19 protein-coding genes are annotated in these 22,141 nt (G+C 38.4%); 9 read left to right on the plus strand and 10 right to left on the minus strand.

The window, feature by feature from the left end:
- Positions 1 to 10: 10 nt before the first annotated feature.
- Positions 11 to 2,095: an FAD-dependent 5-carboxymethylaminomethyl-2-thiouridine(34) oxidoreductase MnmC gene (gene mnmC / locus MOMA_RS07605; RefSeq protein WP_009501941.1), complete on the plus strand. Its 2,085-nt coding sequence runs from the start codon at positions 11 to 13 to the stop codon at positions 2,093 to 2,095.
- Between the two features lie 47 nt (positions 2,096 to 2,142).
- Here the strand turns inward: mnmC and MOMA_RS07610 are convergent, their stop codons facing one another.
- The 5 genes from MOMA_RS07610 to MOMA_RS07630 form a co-directional block, all read right to left on the minus strand.
- The gene (locus tag MOMA_RS07610) at positions 2,143 to 2,985 is read right to left on the minus strand and encodes a glycosyltransferase family 2 protein (protein WP_009501942.1); all 843 of its coding nucleotides are present in this window, start codon (positions 2,983 to 2,985) and stop codon (positions 2,143 to 2,145) included.
- A complete protein-coding gene (locus MOMA_RS07615; RefSeq protein WP_009501943.1) occupies positions 2,982 to 3,839 on the minus strand; it encodes a beta-1,6-N-acetylglucosaminyltransferase in 858 nt (285 codons plus the stop codon). The genes MOMA_RS07610 and MOMA_RS07615 overlap by 4 nt, the downstream gene beginning before the upstream one ends.
- Positions 3,832 to 4,827 carry a glycosyltransferase family 52 gene (locus MOMA_RS07620; RefSeq protein WP_009501944.1) on the minus strand — a complete coding sequence of 332 codons (996 nt, stop codon included), beginning with the start codon at positions 4,825 to 4,827 and terminating at the stop codon, positions 3,832 to 3,834. The genes MOMA_RS07615 and MOMA_RS07620 overlap by 8 nt, the downstream gene beginning before the upstream one ends.
- On the minus strand, positions 4,828 to 6,030 hold the full coding sequence (locus tag MOMA_RS07625) for an oligosaccharide flippase family protein (RefSeq protein ID WP_009501945.1): 1,203 nt from the start codon (positions 6,028 to 6,030) through the stop codon (positions 4,828 to 4,830).
- A gap of 102 nt (positions 6,031 to 6,132) precedes the next feature.
- Complete coding sequence (locus MOMA_RS07630; RefSeq protein ID WP_009501946.1) at positions 6,133 to 6,885, minus strand: hypothetical protein; 753 nt, start codon at positions 6,883 to 6,885, stop codon at positions 6,133 to 6,135.
- Between the two features lie 445 nt (positions 6,886 to 7,330).
- Here MOMA_RS07630 and MOMA_RS07635 point away from each other — a divergent pair, with 445 nt between their 5' ends.
- Positions 7,331 to 7,642, plus strand: coding sequence for an HU family DNA-binding protein (locus tag MOMA_RS07635; protein WP_009501947.1), 312 nt, complete (start codon positions 7,331 to 7,333; stop codon positions 7,640 to 7,642).
- Positions 7,643 to 7,805: 163 nt separating this feature from the next.
- Here MOMA_RS07635 and MOMA_RS07640 read toward each other — a convergent pair whose 3' ends face one another.
- Complete coding sequence (locus MOMA_RS07640) at positions 7,806 to 8,306, minus strand: hypothetical protein (RefSeq protein ID WP_009501948.1); 501 nt, start codon at positions 8,304 to 8,306, stop codon at positions 7,806 to 7,808.
- Between the two features lie 284 nt (positions 8,307 to 8,590).
- On the opposite strand from MOMA_RS07640, the gene yajC reads away from it, so the two are divergent.
- From yajC to MOMA_RS07665, 5 genes are all read left to right on the plus strand, one after another.
- Positions 8,591 to 8,929 carry a preprotein translocase subunit YajC gene (gene yajC / locus MOMA_RS07645; RefSeq protein ID WP_009501949.1) on the plus strand — a complete coding sequence of 113 codons (339 nt, stop codon included), beginning with the start codon at positions 8,591 to 8,593 and terminating at the stop codon, positions 8,927 to 8,929.
- Positions 8,930 to 9,047: 118 nt separating this feature from the next.
- Positions 9,048 to 10,943, plus strand: a complete 1,896-nt coding sequence (gene secD / locus MOMA_RS07650; RefSeq protein WP_009501950.1) for a protein translocase subunit SecD — start codon at positions 9,048 to 9,050, stop codon at positions 10,941 to 10,943.
- A 9-nt stretch (positions 10,944 to 10,952) separates the two neighbouring features.
- Entirely contained in the window at positions 10,953 to 12,266 is a 1,314-nt protein-coding gene (gene secF / locus MOMA_RS07655) for a protein translocase subunit SecF (protein WP_009501951.1), read from the plus strand.
- Positions 12,267 to 12,358: 92 nt separating this feature from the next.
- Entirely contained in the window at positions 12,359 to 13,042 is a 684-nt protein-coding gene (locus MOMA_RS07660) for an AzlC family ABC transporter permease (RefSeq protein ID WP_009501952.1), read from the plus strand.
- Between the two features lie 31 nt (positions 13,043 to 13,073).
- A complete protein-coding gene (locus MOMA_RS07665) occupies positions 13,074 to 13,412 on the plus strand; it encodes an AzlD domain-containing protein (protein ID WP_009501953.1) in 339 nt (112 codons plus the stop codon).
- Between the two features lie 22 nt (positions 13,413 to 13,434).
- Here MOMA_RS07665 and MOMA_RS07670 read toward each other — a convergent pair whose 3' ends face one another.
- Positions 13,435 to 14,397: a pseudouridine synthase gene (locus tag MOMA_RS07670; RefSeq protein ID WP_009501954.1), complete on the minus strand. Its 963-nt coding sequence runs from the start codon at positions 14,395 to 14,397 to the stop codon at positions 13,435 to 13,437.
- Positions 14,398 to 14,431: 34 nt separating this feature from the next.
- Positions 14,432 to 14,632 carry a hypothetical protein gene (locus MOMA_RS07675; protein ID WP_009501955.1) on the minus strand — a complete coding sequence of 67 codons (201 nt, stop codon included), beginning with the start codon at positions 14,630 to 14,632 and terminating at the stop codon, positions 14,432 to 14,434.
- Between the two features lie 344 nt (positions 14,633 to 14,976).
- Here MOMA_RS07675 and alaS point away from each other — a divergent pair, with 344 nt between their 5' ends.
- Together alaS and MOMA_RS07685 are read left to right on the plus strand one after the other, a co-directional pair.
- Positions 14,977 to 17,655, plus strand: coding sequence for an alanine--tRNA ligase (gene alaS, locus MOMA_RS07680; RefSeq protein WP_009501957.1), 2,679 nt, complete (start codon positions 14,977 to 14,979; stop codon positions 17,653 to 17,655).
- Positions 17,656 to 17,696: 41 nt separating this feature from the next.
- Positions 17,697 to 19,127 carry an L-serine ammonia-lyase gene (locus MOMA_RS07685; RefSeq protein ID WP_319795821.1) on the plus strand — a complete coding sequence of 477 codons (1,431 nt, stop codon included), beginning with the start codon at positions 17,697 to 17,699 and terminating at the stop codon, positions 19,125 to 19,127.
- On the opposite strand, the gene MOMA_RS07690 is transcribed toward MOMA_RS07685, so the two are convergent.
- Both MOMA_RS07690 and MOMA_RS07695 read right to left on the minus strand, forming a co-directional pair.
- Positions 19,124 to 20,854, minus strand: a complete 1,731-nt coding sequence (locus MOMA_RS07690; protein ID WP_009501960.1) for a sigma 54-interacting transcriptional regulator — start codon at positions 20,852 to 20,854, stop codon at positions 19,124 to 19,126. The genes MOMA_RS07685 and MOMA_RS07690 overlap by 4 nt on opposite strands.
- 68 nt (positions 20,855 to 20,922) lie before the next feature.
- Positions 20,923 to 22,116 carry a two-component system sensor histidine kinase NtrB gene (locus MOMA_RS07695; RefSeq protein ID WP_009501961.1) on the minus strand — a complete coding sequence of 398 codons (1,194 nt, stop codon included), beginning with the start codon at positions 22,114 to 22,116 and terminating at the stop codon, positions 20,923 to 20,925.
- Positions 22,117 to 22,141: the final 25 nt, after the last annotated feature.

Raw genomic sequence — 22,141 nt, forward strand, 5'->3', positions numbered from 1 at the left:
CAAATCATCAATGAGTAAAATGACTTGTGCCAATTTGACATGGCAAACCGATAACAACGGCTTAAGCATACCTGTTTCGACCGATTTTGCTGATGTCTATTTTTGCAAAGAAAACGGGTTGAATGAAAGCCGTTATGTCTTTATTGAACAAAATAACTTACAAAACCGATTAGAAAATCTTGATGATTATCAAAGGTTCGTCATTGCTGAAATTGGTTTTGGTACAGGTTTAAACGTACTGGCCACGTGGCAACTTTGGCAAAAAATTACCCAAAAAAACCCCAATAAAAACAGTCATTTACATATCATTACCACCGAAAAATTTCCGTTAACTGCCAAAGACTTACAACAAGCCTTGGCAGTTTGGCAAGAATTAGCGCCTTTTTCTCAACAGCTTTTGGCAAATTATCCGCCGCCCTTAGCAGGTTGTCATCGTTTGAATTTTTGGCAAGATCGCCTTACCATTGATCTGTGGCTTGGCGATGCTTGTGAAAGTTTAAGCCAAATCATAGGACATCAAAAAGTCGATGCTTGGTTTTTAGACGGTTTTGCTCCTGCGTGCAACAGTGAGCTTTGGGAAAAAAATTTATTTAGCCAAATCAAACGCTTATCTAAAGCAACCACCACCTTGTCAACTTTTAGTGTCGCAAATATCGTAAAAAATAACTTAAAAAACCAAGGATTTTGTTTAAAAAAAGTTAAAGGTTTTGGTAAAAAACGTGAAATGCTAACAGCTTTTTTTGCCAAAGACGATGCACAAAATCAAACAACAGCCAAACAAACCACCCATCATTTGCACCAACTTAAATTTCAATACAACAAAAAAATTCCACCTTTTTGGACAAAAATTCCATTTTTGCAAACACAAAAAACCCGAACACACACAAAACAAGCAAAAACTCAAAATTTTGTTTTACCAAATATTCACCCAACTGATAGTAAAGTAAAAAACAGCAAAAAACCCTTAAAAATCAGCATCATCGGTGCAGGCGTTGCTGGTTTAAGTTGTGCGTATGCACTGGCAATGCGCGGACATGACATCACGATTTTTGACAAAAACGCTCCAATCTGTGGGGCATCTGGCAACATTCGTGGCGTGCTTGCACCAAAATTAACCGCACTGCATAGGTTGCAATACGATTTGCACACCATCGGTTTTTTGGCAAGCTGCCGGTTTTATCCAGCTTTACAAAACCAAACAAATTTTGAGATTTTAGAAACCACAGGCTGTTTGGATTTGTTGGTACATAATCGCATTAATCTTAACAAAGATTTTGATTTTCCTAAAGAATTTGCCAGTTTTTATGATGCAAATGCAACCAAACAACACACCAATTTTGCATTAGGACAAGCGATTTTTACCCCAAAATCTGGCTTAATCCATACCAAAAATTTTGCTCAAGCGGTTTTATCGTTGCCAAACATTCGCTTTATCCAAGCTAAATTACAAAGTTTTCAGCAAAAAAATCAACAAATTGGATTAAATTTTAACAACAGTGATTTGAATCAAAACGCCGATCACCTAATTTTAACCACTGCACTGGCAACCTGTGATTTTTTACCACAGCTTAAAAAATTCAATCACAGCCGCGGTCAAATTTCTTGGCTACCCATCGATCCAAAAACCGCCGCAACACTGCCAAACATACCACTTAAATACGGCGGTTATTGTGCTAAGTTTTATGACAACCACACCAAACAAAATTTTGTTATGCTTGGGGCAAGTTTTGTGCGCGATACGTTAGACACCACAGCAAAACTTGCCGATTTAATCAGTAATATCAAGGATTTGCAAAATTTTATTCCAGATTTGGCCAATCGAGCAATTTTTCAACAAAATTTGCACAACTGGCAAGGGCGAGCCAGCATTCGCTGTCAAACGGTGGATTATTTACCATTGGTAGGTCAAGTGTATCACGCAGATTTTAGCACAACGTCGCATTTATGGACTTTTTGTGCTTTAGGTTCAAAGGGTTATGCTTATGCACCAATTTGTAGCGAATTGATCGCAGGGCTGATTTGTGGTGAGATTTTGCCACTTAGCGAAACCATGGTAAAAAAATTAACCCCCAATCGGCGTGCTTTACAGCAATAATCAGTTTGTTAACATTAGTTTGTTAACATTAGTTTGTTAGTATTAGCTTAACAACCTCTTAATAATTTTTGATAAATCATCGAACGCAGTCTATTAGGCAACAAACGCACAGGCAAGCGAATTGCCAAATTTTTTATCATTTGCCAAACCGACACAAAACCCAATTGCCAAAATTTAACCTGCATTTGCATTTCATTTTTGGCATAAGCCAATCCACCACGGCGTTCATACATTGCCTGCCCTGCTCTGGCATACACAAGCACATCTGGCAAATTGGCAAATCGATAATTTTTACTTAACAATCTCACCCACAAATCATAATCTTCATACAAAGGAGCGTGCTGATAACCGCCGACCGCTTGCACAGCTGATTTTTTAAACGCCACCGTCATATGATTGATAGGGTTGCGAGATTTGGCATATGTTACAATCGCATCGTGTGATGTTGGTACAACTCTTGCGTTCTTGGTTTGTAAACAATCTGTTTGTAAACAATCTGCTTGTAAAAAATCTTGTTCAAATTCAATAATTTGCCCACCGACCACATCAATATTTGGCTGAGTTTTGATAAAATCCACTTGTTTGGCAAAACGCTCGGACACACAAATATCATCGGTATCCATGCGAAAAACCCACTCAAACTGACAATGCTCTAGTCCTGCATTTAACGCTTTACCCAAGCCAACATTGGCTGGCAATTGTATGATTTTGAGCGGTAATTTTGGCAAAAATCCATCAACAACCTCTTGTAAATCCCTGCCAATTTGACCATCATACACCAAAATAATTTCATCGGCTTGCAAAATTTGCTTAGTTAAACTTAACAAACACTCTGCCAAAAAATTTGGTTGTTCTTTGGCATACAGCGACATCAACACCGAAAATTTCACCTGCCCTCCTGTTTTAAATCAGCAAGCAACCAAGCAGTTGCCACATCTTGATTGACCTTGCGAGCGAACCAGTTGCCTTGTTGTTTGGCTTGTTGCAATTGAGCAAAATTTAGATAAATTGGACTGTTGGCATTGTTAATTTTTTTATCAAAAATAATATAGCGTTTATTAATATTACTTAGGCTAATTTGCGTTTCTTGCCTTAGTAAAGTTTGAAAAAAATGTTCATCGGGTACTAGTTTTTTGACAAAAAATTGCTCATATTTATGCAAAAATGGTAAAATTTTTTGCCAATCAGATCGCGTGATAGAAAACCACTGCGAACCAAAATACACAGGTTTCGGATTGACAACCAGCAGATAAATTTTAGCGAAAAGCTGCTGCATTTTGGTCAAAATTTTACCCACAATCTGTCGTTGCCAGTCCGTATCTGCGTGGATTGCGTTACACAAAAAACGGTAATTGTAGCTTTGATTTTGCTTACAGGTTATCATAGGAGCAAAATTGTAAATTGCTTGCCAATTTTTTTCAATCATTTCAATTGGTTGCAACAAAACATCTTCGCCACTCACCAAATGAAAAAATTGATTTTCAGGCAAGGACATCGCCTTATCAAACAGCGTTAAGGTTGCCAAAATTTGACTAAATCCACCCCAAAACACCGAAATTCGCTCCTCAATTAAGTAAAAATTTGTTGGTAAATTTTGAGATTTTAGGCGTGTAAATTCATCAGATTTTTTATCTAAATGCACATAAATATTGAGATTTTTTTCATAATCGGCAAGCCTAATAAAATAATCCACATTTTTATGAGCCTGCACGAGCAAAGCATGTTTTTGCGTTGATTTAGTCATGGTTTTGTTCCGGTAAAATCTGAATGCCTTGCGTTTGTAAAAATTCATAATTTTGGGCAAAATCTGCTTGCAAAAACTCATGCAAAATCGCAAAAACCTTGACTCTTGGTAAGGCTTGTAACGAAAAAATAGCAGTACTGGTAAAAGTGTAAATTTCAAATACGGTATTGGACTGTTGTTCAAGCTGATTGATTAGATAATCTTCAATAATACTTTGTGTTTTAATCACTGGCAATGTATCATCAAAACGGCTATTTTCTCGTGGGTGAGGGTAAAAATAGTTGATTTGATAATCCTTTATGGTTTGATTAATCATGGTTTGATAGGCTTGCTCGCCGATAATATCGTCAAATGGCTGTCCAAGCAAAATGCGTGTTGTAGCAGTAACTGTCTTTAAATTTTGATAAGTTTTACTAAACAAATTAATCGGTATTGGGTTGGCAACAATATTGGTTTTATCAGGAAAAATCGTGTAATGCTGCTGAGTTTTTGCCAAAATTTTATTCAGATCATCTGCTTGAATTCCCAGCATTTTTTTAAACAACCATTTGGCAAAAGGTTGTTTTTTCGGTAAAAAATAACGGCTTGTTGGAAAAATATTCATCGTGCCATCGTCAAATGTATTTAACGTTTTATAATTAACTTTTGCTAAAATATACTGGGGTATAATTAAATCCATATTGGCTAAAAACACAGTTGATATGGGCTGTTGCCAAATATTTAGTCGCATTAACTGCTGTTTCACTGTTGTGAATTGTTGCAATTTTGCCAGTGATTTTTGCCATTTGGTTGCTGATTTATCCGTATTTAGGCTGATATAAGCGTGGCGTAAACATTGTTGTGCCAATTTTTGGCTATAAAAACGATGCTTGGCGTTATCAGTTTCTGCCAAATAAATACCAATAAAATCCTGCGAATGTCGCTCAATGATTTTGCGTGCAATTAGCACTTGAAGCGGAGTCATGCAGATAATCAGATTGGGTTTCATTTAGGTTTTATTCACTTTAATTGTAAAATAATATAACAATGGTAAAATTGCCAAATTGCTTAGCACACTGGCAAACGGTATATAACTCAACTTTATTTGACTAAATAGCCACAAAGCGAGCAAATACACCAAAGTAGACAACACAGAACAAGTGGAAATTTGTTGGTTTTTGCCATGATAAAACAAAAAATTCACCAACACCAAATAAGGTATCGTCAAAGCAAATGCCAATACAAACACAAGCGTATAATAGCGACTGGCAATAAAATCCGCCCCTAATAACCATGCATACACCGCCTCGGGTATCAACCATGCAATGACAGTTATCACAGGAACCATGCCTAAACCAAGCCAAAAAAAATATTGAAGTTTAGCTAAAGTCATGCGTTTATTTTTTAAGTTTTCGTACAGATACGGAATGGTTGCAGTATTGATTGCCATAATCACAACACTTAAGCTGCTGGCAACCTGCACGCCTGCTGCATAAATACCCAACTTATGTTCGCTAAATTGTTGATAAATCAACACACGATCAAGCTGTCCTTTCATGGTATAACTTAAAACATGGAGCAACAAGGGCAAACCCAAACCAAGCAAATAACGCATTGCCAAACTTAATCGCCTGTACGTTGGACGAAAAGTTAACTTAAACTGGCGCTTTGCCAATAAAAAAGCCATCATACAAGTAAACAAATACGCCAAATTAATAGCAACCAAGCGCGTTTTTACATCATGACTAAACAGATTAAATAAAATAACTGTTAATAATAAGTTTGTCATACTTAAGGTGATTTGAATGCCAAAATAATGTAGGGCTAATTTTTGGCATTGGCGTAAAGCGAGTTGGTTTTGTAGCAATGTTTGCAAAAAAGCCATGCTAAAACAATACCATAGCAACTCATTACCAACCAACAAACTTAACACAGCCCCAAGCATTAACCATACAAAACCATACAATCCGCCCACCAAAAGCACATTGCCAAGCCCTTGTTTGCCGTACACATAATAATAGCGACTGATTGAACTGTTTTGCGACAACCCCATCGCAATCAGCAAAAAGGCCACAAGCGACAAATAGTAAGACAACTCACCAAAACCATCAACACCAAGCGTGCGAGTAAGATAGGGCAACAACAAAAAAGGTGTGGCTTTTGCCAGCACCTCTCCGGCTACATAAATAACACTGTCTTTGAGCAACCTCATGATTTTACGGTAGTTTTTATCTGTTTGTTTTTGTCTGTTTGTTTTTATGGTTTAGCATGTTGGGTTTAGTGTGTTGTTTTTTTAGGCTTGATTGACCTAAGTTTATCGCATGATGACAATTGCAAGCACCACAATAACAAGCACCGCCACCAAAAGAACGATTTTTAGGATTTTGTTTTGGCTTTTGGCTTCTAATAAAGCGGTACTGGTTTCAGCGACTTTTATGGTTAAGGTGTTGATTTCTTGTTTTTGTTCGTCAATTTTTTGCTGGTATTTTTCAAGGTTTTTTTTCGGTTTTTCAGATTTTTCACCAGATTTATCCGTAAATTTTGCAACAATTTCTTGCACCACATTACTAATAGCAACCGCAGCAAAAAACGCCTTAACGTTAGCAACATCATCAGCTTCCCCTCGAAATTGCAACTGTTTAAGCACCGATGTTTTATTGCCAAACAACGCCTGCAACACTTGGAAACTAAAGCCGTTAATCGTTACATGGATTTGTTGATTTGGGCGTAATTCGCTGTCTAGCAAAACCCCATTCACAGTAAAGGTTGCATAAATTGTAACATGTGGCACATAACTGCGCACGCACAGCACCAAGTTTTGTTGTGCAAGCGGATACACCACCTGGCGCAAATTTGCATCAAAACGCAACAACAACGCAAGCAAGGTTTCTAACAACACCAACACCACGTCCAACGCCGTTTTACTCAACGTTTGTTGGTTAATTTGTGGATTTTGTGTGCGATTATTGCCGATTTGTGAAATTGGCGGTATCTGATTGTCGGTTTGATTGCTCTCAATTTGATTGCGATTTTGGCTGTCTTTGGTTAAATCATCGGATACATTCAAGGCTTTTCACTCATTAAACAAAAAAATTATCATAATAATACATTGCTAAAAGTCTTAGTACAATAGAAGATTGATTAAATCGCGTTAAAAAACGTTTTTTTTGGTAAAAAATGAAGCAAAATGAATTTTTTTGCATAAATTTGGCAAAAAATTACAAAATTTACTTGCTTATTTTTGTTTAAACCCTTAATCTATAAGCCATTGAGATAATTTTTTATCAAAAAAATATGTTTTTTATCAATTTTTTGAAAAATTTTAAAATGTGTTTTTTAAAAACTTGCTAAATCACTTGTTTATTGATAAAACTTTACTTATAATTCTTAAAACACTAAAATTTTTTTAGTTTTTTGTCAAATCTTATGTACAAGTTCTCATATGTACAGGTTAATTTTACAAGTTAACATGTACAAGTTAAATTGTACCATTACAACTAGAGGATATCTTTATGAACAAATCAGAATTAGTTGCAAGCATTGCTAAAAAATCAGGCTTAAGCCAAGCACAATCTGCCGATGCCTTAAACGCCTTTATCAGCACCGTTGGTGAAGCACTACAAGCAGGTGATAGCATTGCCTTGGTTGGTTTTGGCACATTTGCAGTAAAAGAGCGTGCAGCTCGCACAGGTCGTAACCCACAAACAGGTGAAGAAATGCAAATTCCAGCCAGCAAAGTACCAAACTTTAAAGCAGGCAAAGGCTTAAAAGATGCGGTAAACCCTGCTCCAAAAAAAGCACCAGCAAAAGGCAAAAAGAAATAATTTCAATACAAAAACGCCAAAAGTGTATTGTAAAAAATTAATGAAAAATTACGATAATAAAAACGCACATTGATTTGTGCGTTTTTTATGCTAAATATTTTTATGCTATAAACATGTTTATGCCAAATGCCAACCATCATTAAAGCAAAATTAAAAAGTTGGGTTATTGAATGGTTAGCTGACTAATGGCACGGCTTAGCACCACGCCTTTTGTAGTTTGGCTAAACGTGGCTCGTGATGTGGTGGTCATGTTGAGTGTTTTGCCATTTTCACTGATAACTTCCGTGGTAACGATGTCGGCTTTTGCTTGATCGCCTGTGCTGATCACGTTGTTAATGTGAATTGTGTAGCGGTAATCTGTGGCTTTTGCCCAGTTGGTTTGTAGTAGGTTTAGATAACTGGATTTATCTAAAGTACTGGTAACACCGCGTCGCGAGATAGAAATTAAAGCATCGTCGCCAATCAAACGACTGACTTGAGCAATGTTTTTGCTGTTGGCGGATTGGTGCATTTTTTGGGCAAATTGCTTAATATCATTTTCGCTGATATTGGCTGCAGCAAAATTACTAACCAAAACCAAACTTAATGTCAGGGCAGCTTGCATGGTTTTGGTAAAAACTGCTTGCGTGGTAAAAACTTTCGTGGTAAAAATTGGTTTATTCATTCAGTTTCACTTTTTAAAAAAGAAATGATTTGTTACAACTGTCATAACTAGCATACCACATTTTGCCAGATGATTGTCAATAATTTGTTGGGTTTTATCAATGATTTGATTTTGCTGTTTTGGCAATTTAAATTTTTCATACAATTTTAAATTTTTCATACAATTTTTTATGCAATCACGCTAAATTTATTGATTTTTATTTATTATATTGATTTTTATTTATTAATAGCAATAAATCGGTTATCATTATCAGTTATTTTGTTTATTTTATTTAAGGTTATATTATGTTGTTATTTATTCAATCAGCATTTGCCGAATCTACAGCGGATACAGGGACGGCATCTTCTATGTTTATGCAATTATTGTTGCCAATTGCGTTTTTTGCAATTTTTTATTTTATGATTATCCGCCCACAAAGTCGCCGTGCCAAAGAACATCGCCAAATGATTGATGCCATTAAAGAGGGCAATGAAGTTGTATTTGCAGGCGGTTTAATGGGTAAGGTAAAACGCACACAAGGGGAATATGCTGTGATTGCGTTAAATGCAACTCAAGAAGTCATGGTTCAACGTGCGTCTATTATTTCGGTGTTGCCTGTTGGAACGATTGACAGTTTAAAATAGTTTCACTTAAAACAATTTAAACAAACAATTTAAACTGTTTTTCGTTTATTAAGATATTTTGTGCAAGATCTTTATGATTTCACAATCCTTTATTATTCACGATTAAGAAGTTCACGTTATGCAATATCCCATCTGGAAATATGTGTTAATTGGCATTGTGCTGTTGGTTAGCAGCATTTATGCCCTGCCTAATCTTTATCCTGATAAACCTGCGGTGCAAGTTACAGGTTCATCTGCCAGTACGGTGTTGACCGATGATGTGTTGACAAAAGCCGAACAAATTTTAAACGCTCAAGGCATCAAAACCACAAATAATAGTTTTGATGGCAATTCAGCATTGCTAAAAATAGCCGATGAATCTGGTGAAACCCAAATTAAAGCCCAACAAATTCTGCGTGAAAAACTCGGCGATAATTATGTGGTGGCTTTAAACCTTGCCCAAACTACACCTGAATGGTTGCGCAAAATCGGAGCCGCTCCTGTAAAATTAGGGCTTGACTTGCGCGGTGGTGTGCGTTTTGTCATGGAAGTGGATATGAGCAAAACCATCAGCCAACGCTTAGAAGCAGCCAGTCAAGATGTACGCAATGAACTGCACGGACAACAAATTACGCTTGACCGATTAAGCAGTACTAAAAATGGTTTAAATTTGACATTTTCCGATAACGCACAACGTGATAAAGCGTTAAATACACTGCGTAACCGTTTTGGGGCAAATTATCATTTACAGCCTGTGATTGGTGATAAAGGCGCAAGTATTAACATGACGTTAACCGAAACGGCATTGGCACAAATTTCTCAAGATGCAGTTACGCAAAACTTGACAACCATGCGCAACCGCATCAATGAACTTGGCGTTGCTGAAGCGGTGGTACAATCACAAGGTTCAAATCGCATCGTGGTAGAATTGCCAGGGGTTCAAGATACCGCTGAGGCAAAGCGGGTGATTGGACGTACAGCAAACCTTGAGTTTCGTATGGTTGCCAATGAAAATAACAATTGGCAAGCAAACCCTAGCCAAATTTTACCCCCAGGTACAGAAAGTTACTCTTTTGGTGAAGTAGACAGCCCACAAAAATCACTTTTAGAACGCCAACCCATCGTAACAGGGCAAAACGTACAAGACGCCCAAGCAGGGCTTGATCATCATGGTATGCCACAAGTTAGCATTACCCTTGACAGTCAAGGCGGTAAACTTATGCAAAATACCACAGCAAAATCCGTTGGCAAACAAATGGCTGTGTTATTTATCGAAAACAAACAACGCATTAGCTTTGAAACAGATCCGCTAACAGGTGAAAATAAAGAGGTGCGTACCCCCTACTCTGAAAGTCGCATTATTAATCAAGCAACCATTCAAGGCGTATTTGGATCAACTTTCCAAATCACAGGATTGGATAACAATGCAGAAGCATCTGAATTGGCATTGTTATTAAGAGCTGGGGCTTTGGCTGCACCGATGTATTTTGTAGAAGAACGCACCATCGGCCCGTCTTTGGGACAAGACAACATTGAAAAAGGCATTTTCTCAACTCAAGTTGGTTATTTGCTTGTGTTTTTGTTTATGCTTGTGTTTTATCGTTTGTTCGGTTTGATTGCCAACATTGCACTGGCGTTTAACTTAATGATGATTTTGGCAATTATGTCAATTTTAGGATCGGCGTTAACTTTACCTGGAATTGCAGGCATTGTGTTAACCATCGGTATGGCAGTAGATGCCAATGTGTTGATTTTTGAGCGTATTCGCGAAGAATTGACTGGCAGTACCAGACCAAAATCGGCAATTGTGGCAGGTTTTAACCGCGCCTTTAGCAGTATTTTTGATGCGCAAATTACCACATTATTGGTGGCGTTTATTTTGTTTGCAATTGGTACAGGCCCAATTAAAGGTTTTGCTGTAACCCTTGCAATTGGTATCACCAGTTCAATTTTTACCTCGGTTACCGTTACGCGTGCGTTGGTGCAAATTTTTTACGGTTATCGCAAATCTGTCAAACGTTTAAGCATTGGTTAAGGAGTTGACATGAATAACAAAAATTTAGACTTAGACAATGAAGACAGCGTTGACAACCAAAATGCCGAGCAAAAATTGCAAGACTTAGGGGTTTATCAAGTTTCACAAAATAAAAGTGTAAAACGCGAACGTCGCACGCCACGCCGTAATGGCAAAGGGATTAATAAAAACCTAAGTAGCAACCTAAGTAGCAATAAAAAAAATACAGACAATCAGGCCATCACTCAAAGCAGCCAACAAAAAAACCCACAAACTGGCTTAGAAAACAGCTTGACAGAAAATCCAAAACCAACAGATGATTTTGGACAAGATTTTGGTGGTGAAAAAAATCCAATCGGACGGCATATCATTGATTTTATGAAAGTTGCCAAACCGTTTGCAATTTTTTCGGTGATTTTAACCCTTGTTGCCTTGATTGCAATTTTTGCCAAAGGTTTAAATTTAGGCCTGGATTTTACAGGAGGCGTGTCTGCAACTGTTGCGTATGAACAGCCGGTTGAACAAGCCCAAGTTCAATCCGCCCTACAAAAACAACAGATTCATGACAGTTCGGTACAATATTTAGGCAGCAACAAAGAGATTTTGCTGCGTTTACCGCCTCAAGAAAAAATCGATGGATTAAGTGCCACACTGGATAGAGCCCTTGATTTGCCAAATAACAATGCAAGCATTAAAAACCTTGATGTCGTCGGTAGTCAAGTCGGTAACGAAATTTATTTAAGTGCTTTTGGTGCAACAGCGGTGGCATTGATTTGTATGTTTTTGTATGTGGCGGTGCGGTTTCAATCCAAACTTGCATTGGGTGCAGTATTGGCATTGTTTCACGATGCAATTATTACCGTCGGTTTGTTTGCTCTGTTTGGTTGGCCGTTTGACTTGACTGTATTAGCAGCCGTATTGTCATTGATTGGTTATTCAATTAACGATACCATTGTGGTGTTTGACCGTATTCGCGAAAATTTTCGCCGTGTGCGTGGCATTAGCCCAACTCAAATCGTCAACTTATCCCTAACTGAAACACTGCGCCGTACCTTTATGACCATTTCAACTGTATTGTTGGTGGTGCTCGCTATGTTATTTTTAGGCGGTGAAAGTTTGCGTTGGTTCTCGGTAGCGTTATTTATTGGTTTGATTTTAGGCACATTTTCATCTGTCTATATTGCCGCTGCTATTCCGTTATGGATGGGTATGAGCCGTAAAGATTTTATTGTCGAAGTAAAACCTGAATTTATTGAAGAAGAAGTTGTGTTTGAAGATCGCAATGCTTCCATTTACAACGATGAAACCATTGACATTAATCCAAACAATTTAAATAAATCTTAATATTAAGTTAAAATACCCTATCAAATGATGGGGTATTTTTTGTTTTTTTAAATTCATAATTTATAACCAATAAATTTACATTGTTACGTTACATGATATCAAATTTAGACTGGCGTGATGCCTTAAAATTAACCTTGCCTGTGGCAATGGGCTATATTCCTGCAGGTGTTGCTTATGGTGTGTTGTTTGTGGCGGCAGGATTGCCTGCTTGGGCGGCGGTGTTTTCCAGTATGATTTTGTATGCAGGGGCTGCTCAATACGCCTCCATTCCATTATTGGCAAGCGGTGTCGGCTTTTTTACGCATGCCAGCAACACATTTGCTATTAATTTACGCATGGCATTTTATGGCATACCGCTTATTCAACATCTTCCCACGCATCCGATTGCACGGTTAATTTGTTTGTTTTGTTTAACCGATGAAACCTTTTCGCTGCTAACAACCTTAACTCCACAACAACGCACCAAATTGATATTGCCAATTAGCGTGTTAAATTGGAGCTATTGGTTAATCGGTACGATACTGGGTTTGGTTATCGGTGCAGGTTTAAATGATTTGGTGCCAAATTTGGATTTTGCATTGGTGTGTTTGTTTGTAATTTTAGGCTATGAACAGTTTAAAAATACCAACGCCCTTTATCCGATTGTATTTGCCAGTATCGCCTTTGTGCTTGCAATGTGGCTTATGCCATCGTGGGTGTTATTAGGAGCAATTGTATTAAGCAGCCTACTGATTATCGCTCGCTATTTTTGGCAAACTCACTCAACCCATTCTTAACCTTACGTAATAACTTTTAATAGACAAATTTATGCACAGCCAACTTTATTTTATTGTGGCAATATTTAGCATGGCATCGGTAACATTTATTATCCGCTTTATGCCAACTTTTTTGCCAAAAAAATTACTCAATTCACCTTTATTATTGGCAGTGAATAAGGCCTTGCCCTTAGCGGTGATGATCCTGCTGATTTTAACCTCGCTTGCTTGGTTGGATAACAACCAACAATTTAACCCATCAAAATTATTGATCGCCCAAATTTTAGCATTAATTTTTGTGTTAATCAGTTATCATATGTTTAGACAATTGTTTGTTAGTATGATTGTTGGCATTGTCTGCATTAACTTATTTTTAAAAATTTTAACCTAAATTTTAACCTAACTTAAGAAAATCAAACCGTGGGTAAATTTTGTTGACTGATAAATTCACGGTATTGAGATGAAATGGGATCAACAAAACCGATTTGTTTTGCCAATAACTGTAATGGGAACTTAAAATCTGTTGACTTAAAATCTGTTGTGAGATTTGGGGCGGTTTGAGTTTTGACAAGTGGATAAAAATCATCATACAACAGTGGCATACCAAGCGATGCCATATGCACGCGCAACTGGTGTTTTTTACCCGTTAATGGCGTTAAACGATAACGACTAAACCCTGCCAATTTGCCTTGTAAAACCTCCATATGTTCAATATTGGTGATTGCATTCACCTCCCCTGCGACAGTTTTTGTCAAAAAAAAGCGATCGGCTCGCACAAGTCTTGAAGCAATTTGATAAGGATAAACCAAATCCAGACGCGTTGGTGCAATTGCTTCATACACTTTGTGCATTTGTTTTTTTGCAAACAATTGTTGGTAATTACTGCGAGTTGTTGGATTGTGCGAAAATAACATCACGCCCGCTGTGTCTTTATCCAACCGATGAATCGGTGAAATTGCCATAACATCTAAGTGCTGTAATTTAGGGTGCGAACGCAACCGTGCAAGCAGGGTTTGCTTTACAAATCGCCCCGTTGGAATGACAGGCAAAAAATGCGGTTTATCTACCACAATCAAATGCTCATCTACCGCCAAAATCCGCTCTTTAAACGGTATGGCCGGCTCTTGCCCCACATCGCGATAATACAGCAAGGTCTGCCCTACTTGATAGGGCGTATTCGCAGAAACTGGCTGATGATTTTCGTCCAAAATCAAAGCATTGTCAAAACGTTGTTGCCAAGTTGTTTTATCAATATGACTAAATTTTTTGGCAAAAAAATCTAATAAATTGACATGCAAAAACGCTTTGTCATTAGATAGATATACACGGCTTGGTTTAACCCCTTGTTTTAACAAGGTTTTTTCTAAGATTTTCATTTTAACTTACCCACCAAGCCAAATTTTACCAGTGTTATTCTTTACGCATGCCTAGGGTTTGGATTTTTTTGGTTAACACAAACGCAACCGGAAACGATACCACAATCCCACCAACTCCTGCCATGATAATGTGCGGAATTTCATCAAAACCTATCACCAACGCTACAGTAATCAAAATCCCCGCCAATACAGTTGATGCGATACTAGAAATCACACTAAAAAGTTGCCAGTTCATAATTTCCTCACAGAACTTCGTTACAAAGTAAGTTGCTATAGACATAAGTTGTTACGTGCAATGACCGTCAACAAGGCCAATCATTGATTAAATTAACTTAATTCATAAATAGATTACGCCAAATCCACACTCATATCAAGGAAAAAATCGTTGGCAGTTTTTACAGATTAATAACATTTTTTTATAAATTAGTAAGGGTTGAATTTTAATTTTAATTGTCATTATAAATTGTCATTGTATTGGTGCGTATTTTATTAGTGATTTAGGCAATTTTATGCTAAAATGAAACGTTATTTTGTTAAATTTAGGTTATTAAATTTAGGTTGTTAAATTTAGGATTTGTTATGAAAGCTACGCTGCCAAAATTTATGAATTCAAATGAGCTTCGCCAAGCATTCATTGATTTTTTTAAGTCTAAAGGACATACCCCTGTTGCTTCAAGTTCGCTTGTGCCACACAATGATCCGACGCTTTTGTTTACCAATGCAGGCATGAATCAGTTTAAAGATACTTTTTTAGGTCTGGAAAAACGCGATTATAAACGTGCGGTAACCTCACAAAAATGCGTGCGCGCAGGTGGTAAGCACAATGATCTTGACAATGTTGGCTATACCGCTCGGCATCATACATTTTTTGAAATGCTGGGTAATTTTTCTTTTGGGGATTATTTTAAAGAAACTGCGATTCCATTGGCGTGGGAATTTTTAACCTCGCCACAATGGCTTGGCTTGCCAACAGACAAACTGTACGTTACCGTTTATCACACCGATGATGAAGCTTTTGATATTTGGCATAAAGTTGTCGGTTTACCTGCTGATAGAATTATTCGCATTGGTGATAATAAAGGGGCAAAATTCCAATCAGATAATTTTTGGGCAATGGGTGATACTGGTCCTTGTGGTCCATGCACAGAAGTGTTTTTTGATCATGGTGAACATATTTGGGGCGGATTGCCAGGAACTGCTGAAGAAGATGGCGATCGGTTTGTTGAGATTTGGAATAACGTTTTTATGCAGTTTAACCGCCAAAAAGATGGTACGCTTGAAAACTTGCCCGCTCCAAGCGTAGATACAGGCATGGGGCTTGAACGCATCAGTGCAATTATGCAAGGCGTGCATAGCAATTATGAAATTGATATTTTTGTCAATCTTATGAATCACGCTTGCCAAATTATTGGTATGCCAAAAGATACCGATATCAACGCCGAACCGTCGTTAAAAGTGCTTGCCGATCACATTCGCTCGGTGGCGTTTTTGATTGCCGATGGCGTCATTCCAAGCAATGAAGGGCGCGGTTATGTGTTGCGTCGCATTATTCGTCGTGCCGTTCGTCATGGCAACAAATTGGGTGCAAATGAAGCGTTTTTTTACAAACTGGTAACACCCTTGGCTGATATTATGGGCGGTGCATACCCACAATTGATTGACAATAAAACAAACATCGAACAAGCAATTTTAAAAGAAGAAGAACAATTTGCCAAAACCTTGTCGCAAGGCTTACGTCTTTTATCGCAAGAATTAGAAACGTTAAAAGCCGGTGATACCTTAAACGGTGAAACCGTATTTAAACTGTACGATACTTACGGTTTTCCTGCTGATTTGACCGCCGATATTTTGCGCGAAAAAGACATTCATATTGATGAAATTGGCTTTGAAAACAGCATGAACGCACAACGCCAACGTGCCCGTGATGCAGGCAAATTTGGTATGGATTATAATGACTTAATTCAGGTGGATTCCGCTACCGAGTTTTTAGGCTATGATTTGCTTCATGCTGACAGTGAAATTACCCATTTGTATAAAGATGGCAAGGCTGTCAATGAATTAACAGAGGGTGATGAAGGCGTGCTAATCCTTGACAAAACGCCGTTTTATGCCGAAAGTGGCGGTCAAGTGGGCGAACTTGGTGAAATTTCAACGCCAAGCGGTGTGTTTGAGGTGCTTGATACCAAAAAATCAGGACAAGCGTTTATCCATCATGGTATTGTCAAAATGGGGCAAATTCATGTAACACAAACAAGTTTTGCAAGCGTCGCTGAACAAGTGCGTACATCTAGTGCCAAAAATCACTCAGCCACGCATCTGTTACATGCAAGTTTGCGCCATGTTTTTGGTGATACGGTTACCCAAAAAGGCTCGCTTGTTAGCAGCGATCTGCTTCGTTTTGACTTTTCGCATGACAAACCCTTAACCAACAGTGAGATTGAAAAAATTGAAACCATTGTCAATCAACAAATCCTTGCCAACACGCCTGCGATCATTGAAGTGTTGGATATAGAAACCGCCAAAAACCGTGGGGCAATGATGCTGTTTGGTGAAAAATACGGTGATACCGTGCGTGTGTTGTCTATGGGCGTGATTGACAAACAAGGCAAGCCGTTTTCTATCGAGCTGTGTGGCGGTCTGCATGTTGCCAGAACCGGTGATATTGGATTGTTTAAAATTATTAGCGAGCAAGGCATTTCAGCTGGAGTGCGTCGCATTGAAGCGGTAACAGGCTTGGGTGCGTTAAAATTTGTACAACAAGGCGAAAAAGAATTGTCCAAACTTGCCAATCAATTTAAAGCCAAACGCCACGAAATTGGCGATCGCGTTGCTCAATTAAACGATAAAAATCGTGATTTAGAAAAACAACTGGAACGCCTAAATCAAAAACTAGCCAACATTCAAGCCAAAGAGCTCAGCCAAAATATTGAAAAAATCAATGATATCAAGGTGTTAATTGCACGGCTTGATGGTATGGATAGCAAAAATTTACGTTCTGTGGCAGATGACATGAAATCCAAACTACACGATGGTATTGTGGTATTGGCAAGCACAAGCAATGACAAAATTGCCCTCACCGCAAGCGTTGGCAAAAACCTAACCGACCGCATAAAAGCAGGAGATATCATCAAAAACTTGTGCGAAAATTTAGGCGGTAAAGGCGGTGGCAAGCCTGATTTTGCCCAAGGCGGTGCAAGTGATATCAATAATCTTGATAAAGCATTAAGCGACATTAAAACCATGATAGACAATTGTTAAAAAGCCACAAAACAAGCAACCAAGCTAAACCACAGGTGATTATCATGATTAGCACTTTTGATTTGTTTAAAATCGGTATTGGGCCGTCAAGCTCGCACACAGTTGGACCGATGAAAGCTGGGAATTTATTTATCCAAAATTTGCTTGACAAAAATTTGTTGCCACAAGTAAACAAAATCCACGCCGTACTGTACGGATCGCTTGGAGCGACAGGGCGTGGGCATGGTAGTGATATTGCGGTTATGCTTGGGCTTATGGGTGAAGAACCGCATCTGACTGATGTCAAATTAATTCAACATAAAATCGCAACCATTCGTACCACAAAAAAATTATCACTCAACCAGCAAATTGAGATTGATTTTAACCCTGACACGGATTTGATTTTAAATGGATCGGAGTTTTTGCCTTATCACCCAAATGCCTTGACAATCGAAGCTTTTGCTGATGACAAACTTTTGTTGTCCGATACGTTTTATTCTATCGGCGGCGGATTTGTCAAAACCGAACAAGAGGCCAAAAACGATGAACCTGTAATTGATACCGTCAAAAAACCCGTGCCCTATCCGTTTGACACCGCCGAAGCATTGTTAAGCATTTGTAAAACCAATAAACTTAGCATTACCGAGGTCGTAAAAGCCAATGAACTCGCCAATATGAACGAAAAAGCGTTAAATGACAATCTGCACGCCATTTGGCAAGTTATGCAAGATTGCGTGATAGACGGCTGTCATAATGAGGGGATTTTGCCCGGAGGTTTAAATGTCAAACGTCGTGCTAAGGCCATTTATCGCCAATTATCAGGCATTGATAGCCGAAAAGTTTTTCATGATTTGTTGGGGGTTATGGATTGGATAAACTTGTATGCCTTGGCCGTCAATGAAGAAAACGCCAGTGGTGGTCGCGTTGTTACCGCTCCAACCAATGGTGCAGCGGGCGTTATTCCTGCAGTCATGCACTATTATAAAGATTTTTGTCAAAACTACAGCGATGAAAAAATTTATGAGTTTTTATTAACCGCAAGTGCTATCGGTATCATCATCAAAGAAAACGCCTCCATTTCTGGAGCGGAGGTAGGCTGTCAAGGTGAAGTTGGATCGGCATGTGCTATGGCGGCGGCAGGATTAACCCATGTTTTGGGTGGCACGCCTGAACAATGCTGTAACGCCGCTGAAATTGGCATTGAACATCACCTTGGTATGACTTGCGATCCGATTGCAGGGCTTGTGCAAGTGCCCTGCATAGAACGCAATGCTATGGCCGCAGTCAAGGCTATCAATGCATCGCGCCTGGCTCTAAAAGGCGATGGCTTTCATGTGGTATCACTGGATAAAGTCATCAAAACCATGAAAGAAACCGGACAAGACATGATGGCAAAATACAAAGAAACCGCCCTGGGCGGATTGGCAACCAACGTTTTAGACAACCAAAAAATCCCTGTGATTGATGTAACCGTAAATTATAGCCAATGTTAATTTATAGTCGGCTCATTGCTTGATTTTGCGATTGTAACTGCACTTGACACTGTGCTTGATTTTTCAACAGCTTGATTTTTCAACAGTTGGCGGTGTTTTCTGGTTAAAGTATTCCGCCCCCAACCGAGCAGTTGTGCCGCCTTTGATTTGTGATTGTTGGTAAAATCAAGCGCGGTGGTTAATAAAATTTGCTCAAACATTGGCATTGCTTGTTGCAAAATATCCTGCTTGTCTTGCTCTAATGCCAATTTTAGCCAATTTTTTAATGGGTTTTGCCAATCGTTGGCATTGATTGTATTGGCATTAACAACATGATTGACAACACGATTAACAACACGATTGTCATTTGGTTTATTTTGGCTATTGGTTAAATCATGGTTGATTAGATTTGTTAAATTAACTGTATCAACTGGGTTAATATTACTTGTATTGTTAACCTTGCTCGTTGGATTATTGTTAATATTTACTAAATGATTTGTTTGGATAAAGTTTAAAATCTCCACTGGCAAATCATCAGGCTTAACCACATGACCTGTTGTCATCACCATCAGCCAACGACAGACGTTTTCCAACTCTCGCACATTGCCCGGCCAATGATAACACGTCAGACAATGTAATGCCTCGGAACTTAGCGTTTTTGTTGGCAATTGCATTTGGCTTGCCAATTTTTGCATAAAAAAATCCAACAACAAGGCAATATCTTCGCGACGCTCTTGTAGCGTAGGCAACTGCAAACGAATGACATTTAGGCGGTAAAACAAATCCTCGCGAAATTTACCAAGTTTTACCAAATTTTCAAGTGGCTGATGGGTGGCAGCAAGGATACGAACGTCAACTTTTATCGGTTTTTGCCCACCAACTCGAAAAAATTCACCATTGGCAAGCACTCTTAGCAGCCGCGTTTGAGTTGATAAAGGCATATCCCCAATTTCATCTAAAAACAGCGTGCCACCGTGTGCTTGTTCAAAACGCCCAAGCCTTGCATGAATTGCACCAGTAAAAGCCCCTTTTTCGTGTCCAAATAACTCCGATTCAATCAAATCCTGCGGAATTGCTGACATATTTAAGGCAATAAAAGGCTTGGTTTTGCGAGGTGAATGTTCGTGCAATGCGTTGGCAACCAACTCTTTGCCTGTACCTGATTTGCCTGTGATTAGCACAGTCATCGGCATGCTTGCTAAACGCCCAATTGCACGAAACACCTGCTGCATTTTAGAGCTTTTGCCAATAATTCCTGAAATTGGTTCATGATTTTGCTGGGTATGCTTCAAACCAGTGTCGTTCAAATAATTATTTGGCTTGGCTTGATTTTTTTCTTGATTTTTTATCAGGCTTTGTTCTTGGTAAAACCGCCCTGCCTTTTTCACCATTGTCAACATCACATCAAGATCAAATGGCTTTGGCAAATATTCAAACGCCCCAACTTGGTAACTGTCCACTGCCGATTGTACATCTGCATGAGCAGTCATAACAATCAGCGGAATGTGTGCAAATTTTTCGCCCAATTTAGCCCCAAAATCCAAACCACTCATCAGTGGCATGCGCATATCAGTCAAAATCACCTGTGGCAAATTGATAAAATCTTGCGTGTTTTCAAGCTGTTCATACGCCAATTTTGCATTGCCAAAAGTTTGCACCTCAAAATTTGCATCCGTCAGTGCATCTTGCAAAATCATACGCAATGCCACGTCATCATCAATAACCCAAATTTTTTTAGCGTTATTCATTTTTTGCCTTTCATCTCATGCTTTGTTGATTGTTATTTAGAATATGTTATTTAGAATAATTAAATAATTTAGTGGTTTTGCTTAAATGGTAAAAACAAACCAAACACTGTTTTTCTCGGTTCAGATTGGACTTTGATTAAACCTTGATGACGATGTACAATGTCTTGCACCACCGAAAGCCCAAGCCCTGTGCCATCAACACGCCCTGTTACCAGTGGATAAAAAATCCGTGGCAACAAGGTTTTGTCAATACCAATGCCATTATCCATCACATTGACTTGCAATACACTTTTATGCCGAATATCGTTAATCGTATATTGATATGCAATGCGTGTTTGCACGGTGATCACAGGTTTGGATTCATTGGCTAGTGCATAGATAGCATTGTTTAGTAAATTTAAAAAAACTTGAATCAACTGGTCTTTATCCGCCACAATTTCAGGCAAGGATAAATCATAATCTTTCACAAAATCAATTGTCTGATGTTGATTTTCCAACAAGGCCAATACTTGTTGTATCGGTTCATGAATATTGATAGCTTGCCAATTTGGTAAGGTTGGTTTGCCAAGCAGTTGTTCTACCAAATTGTTTAATCGTTTGGTTTCGCTGCTAATAATGTTTAGATAATTTTCAATTTTGGCAAGTGGATTTTGATCGTCATTTGCCAAATTTGTTAAATTTTTCTTATCAATCAATTTTGGCAAAGCACGTTGCAACAATTGCGTTGCACCCAAAATTCCTGCCAGCGGATTTTTAATTTCATGTGCCATACTACAGATAAGCTGCCGGGTGATATGATGCTGGGCTTGTTGCTGTTGTTCCTGTTGAATTAAGGTTTGGCGGTCTTTTTCCCACAGTTCAATCACAAAACCGATACCAGATTTTAACGCAATCGATGCCACGCCATAATCCACCAAAATCGGCTTTGATACACCATGAATTTTTACATCATGTTGGATAAACGCTTGGTAAACCTGTCTGGCATTGTTAAGCTGTTTTGTAAAATAATGTTCAAAATCGTCGACGGTTGCCAACTTATCAATTGCCAATGTATCAACCGGTTGTAAAATACGAAAAATCGACAGGGTTGAAATTTGGCTAAAACTTGCCGCCAAAATCTGTTCTGCTGCATTATTCACCAATATAATTTGGTAATTTTCATTCAATACCAACACGCCTGTTAACAAATTTTGCAACAAATTAACGGATAAATGTTCGGTATTAAGAGAGGCGGTGGCAACAAAGGAGTTTGGGTGCAACATTTGGTTAAAAGTTTATCATTAAGGC

It is taken from the genome of Moraxella macacae 0408225, assembly GCF_000320365.1.
Taxonomy (GTDB): domain Bacteria; phylum Pseudomonadota; class Gammaproteobacteria; order Pseudomonadales; family Moraxellaceae; genus Faucicola; species Faucicola macacae.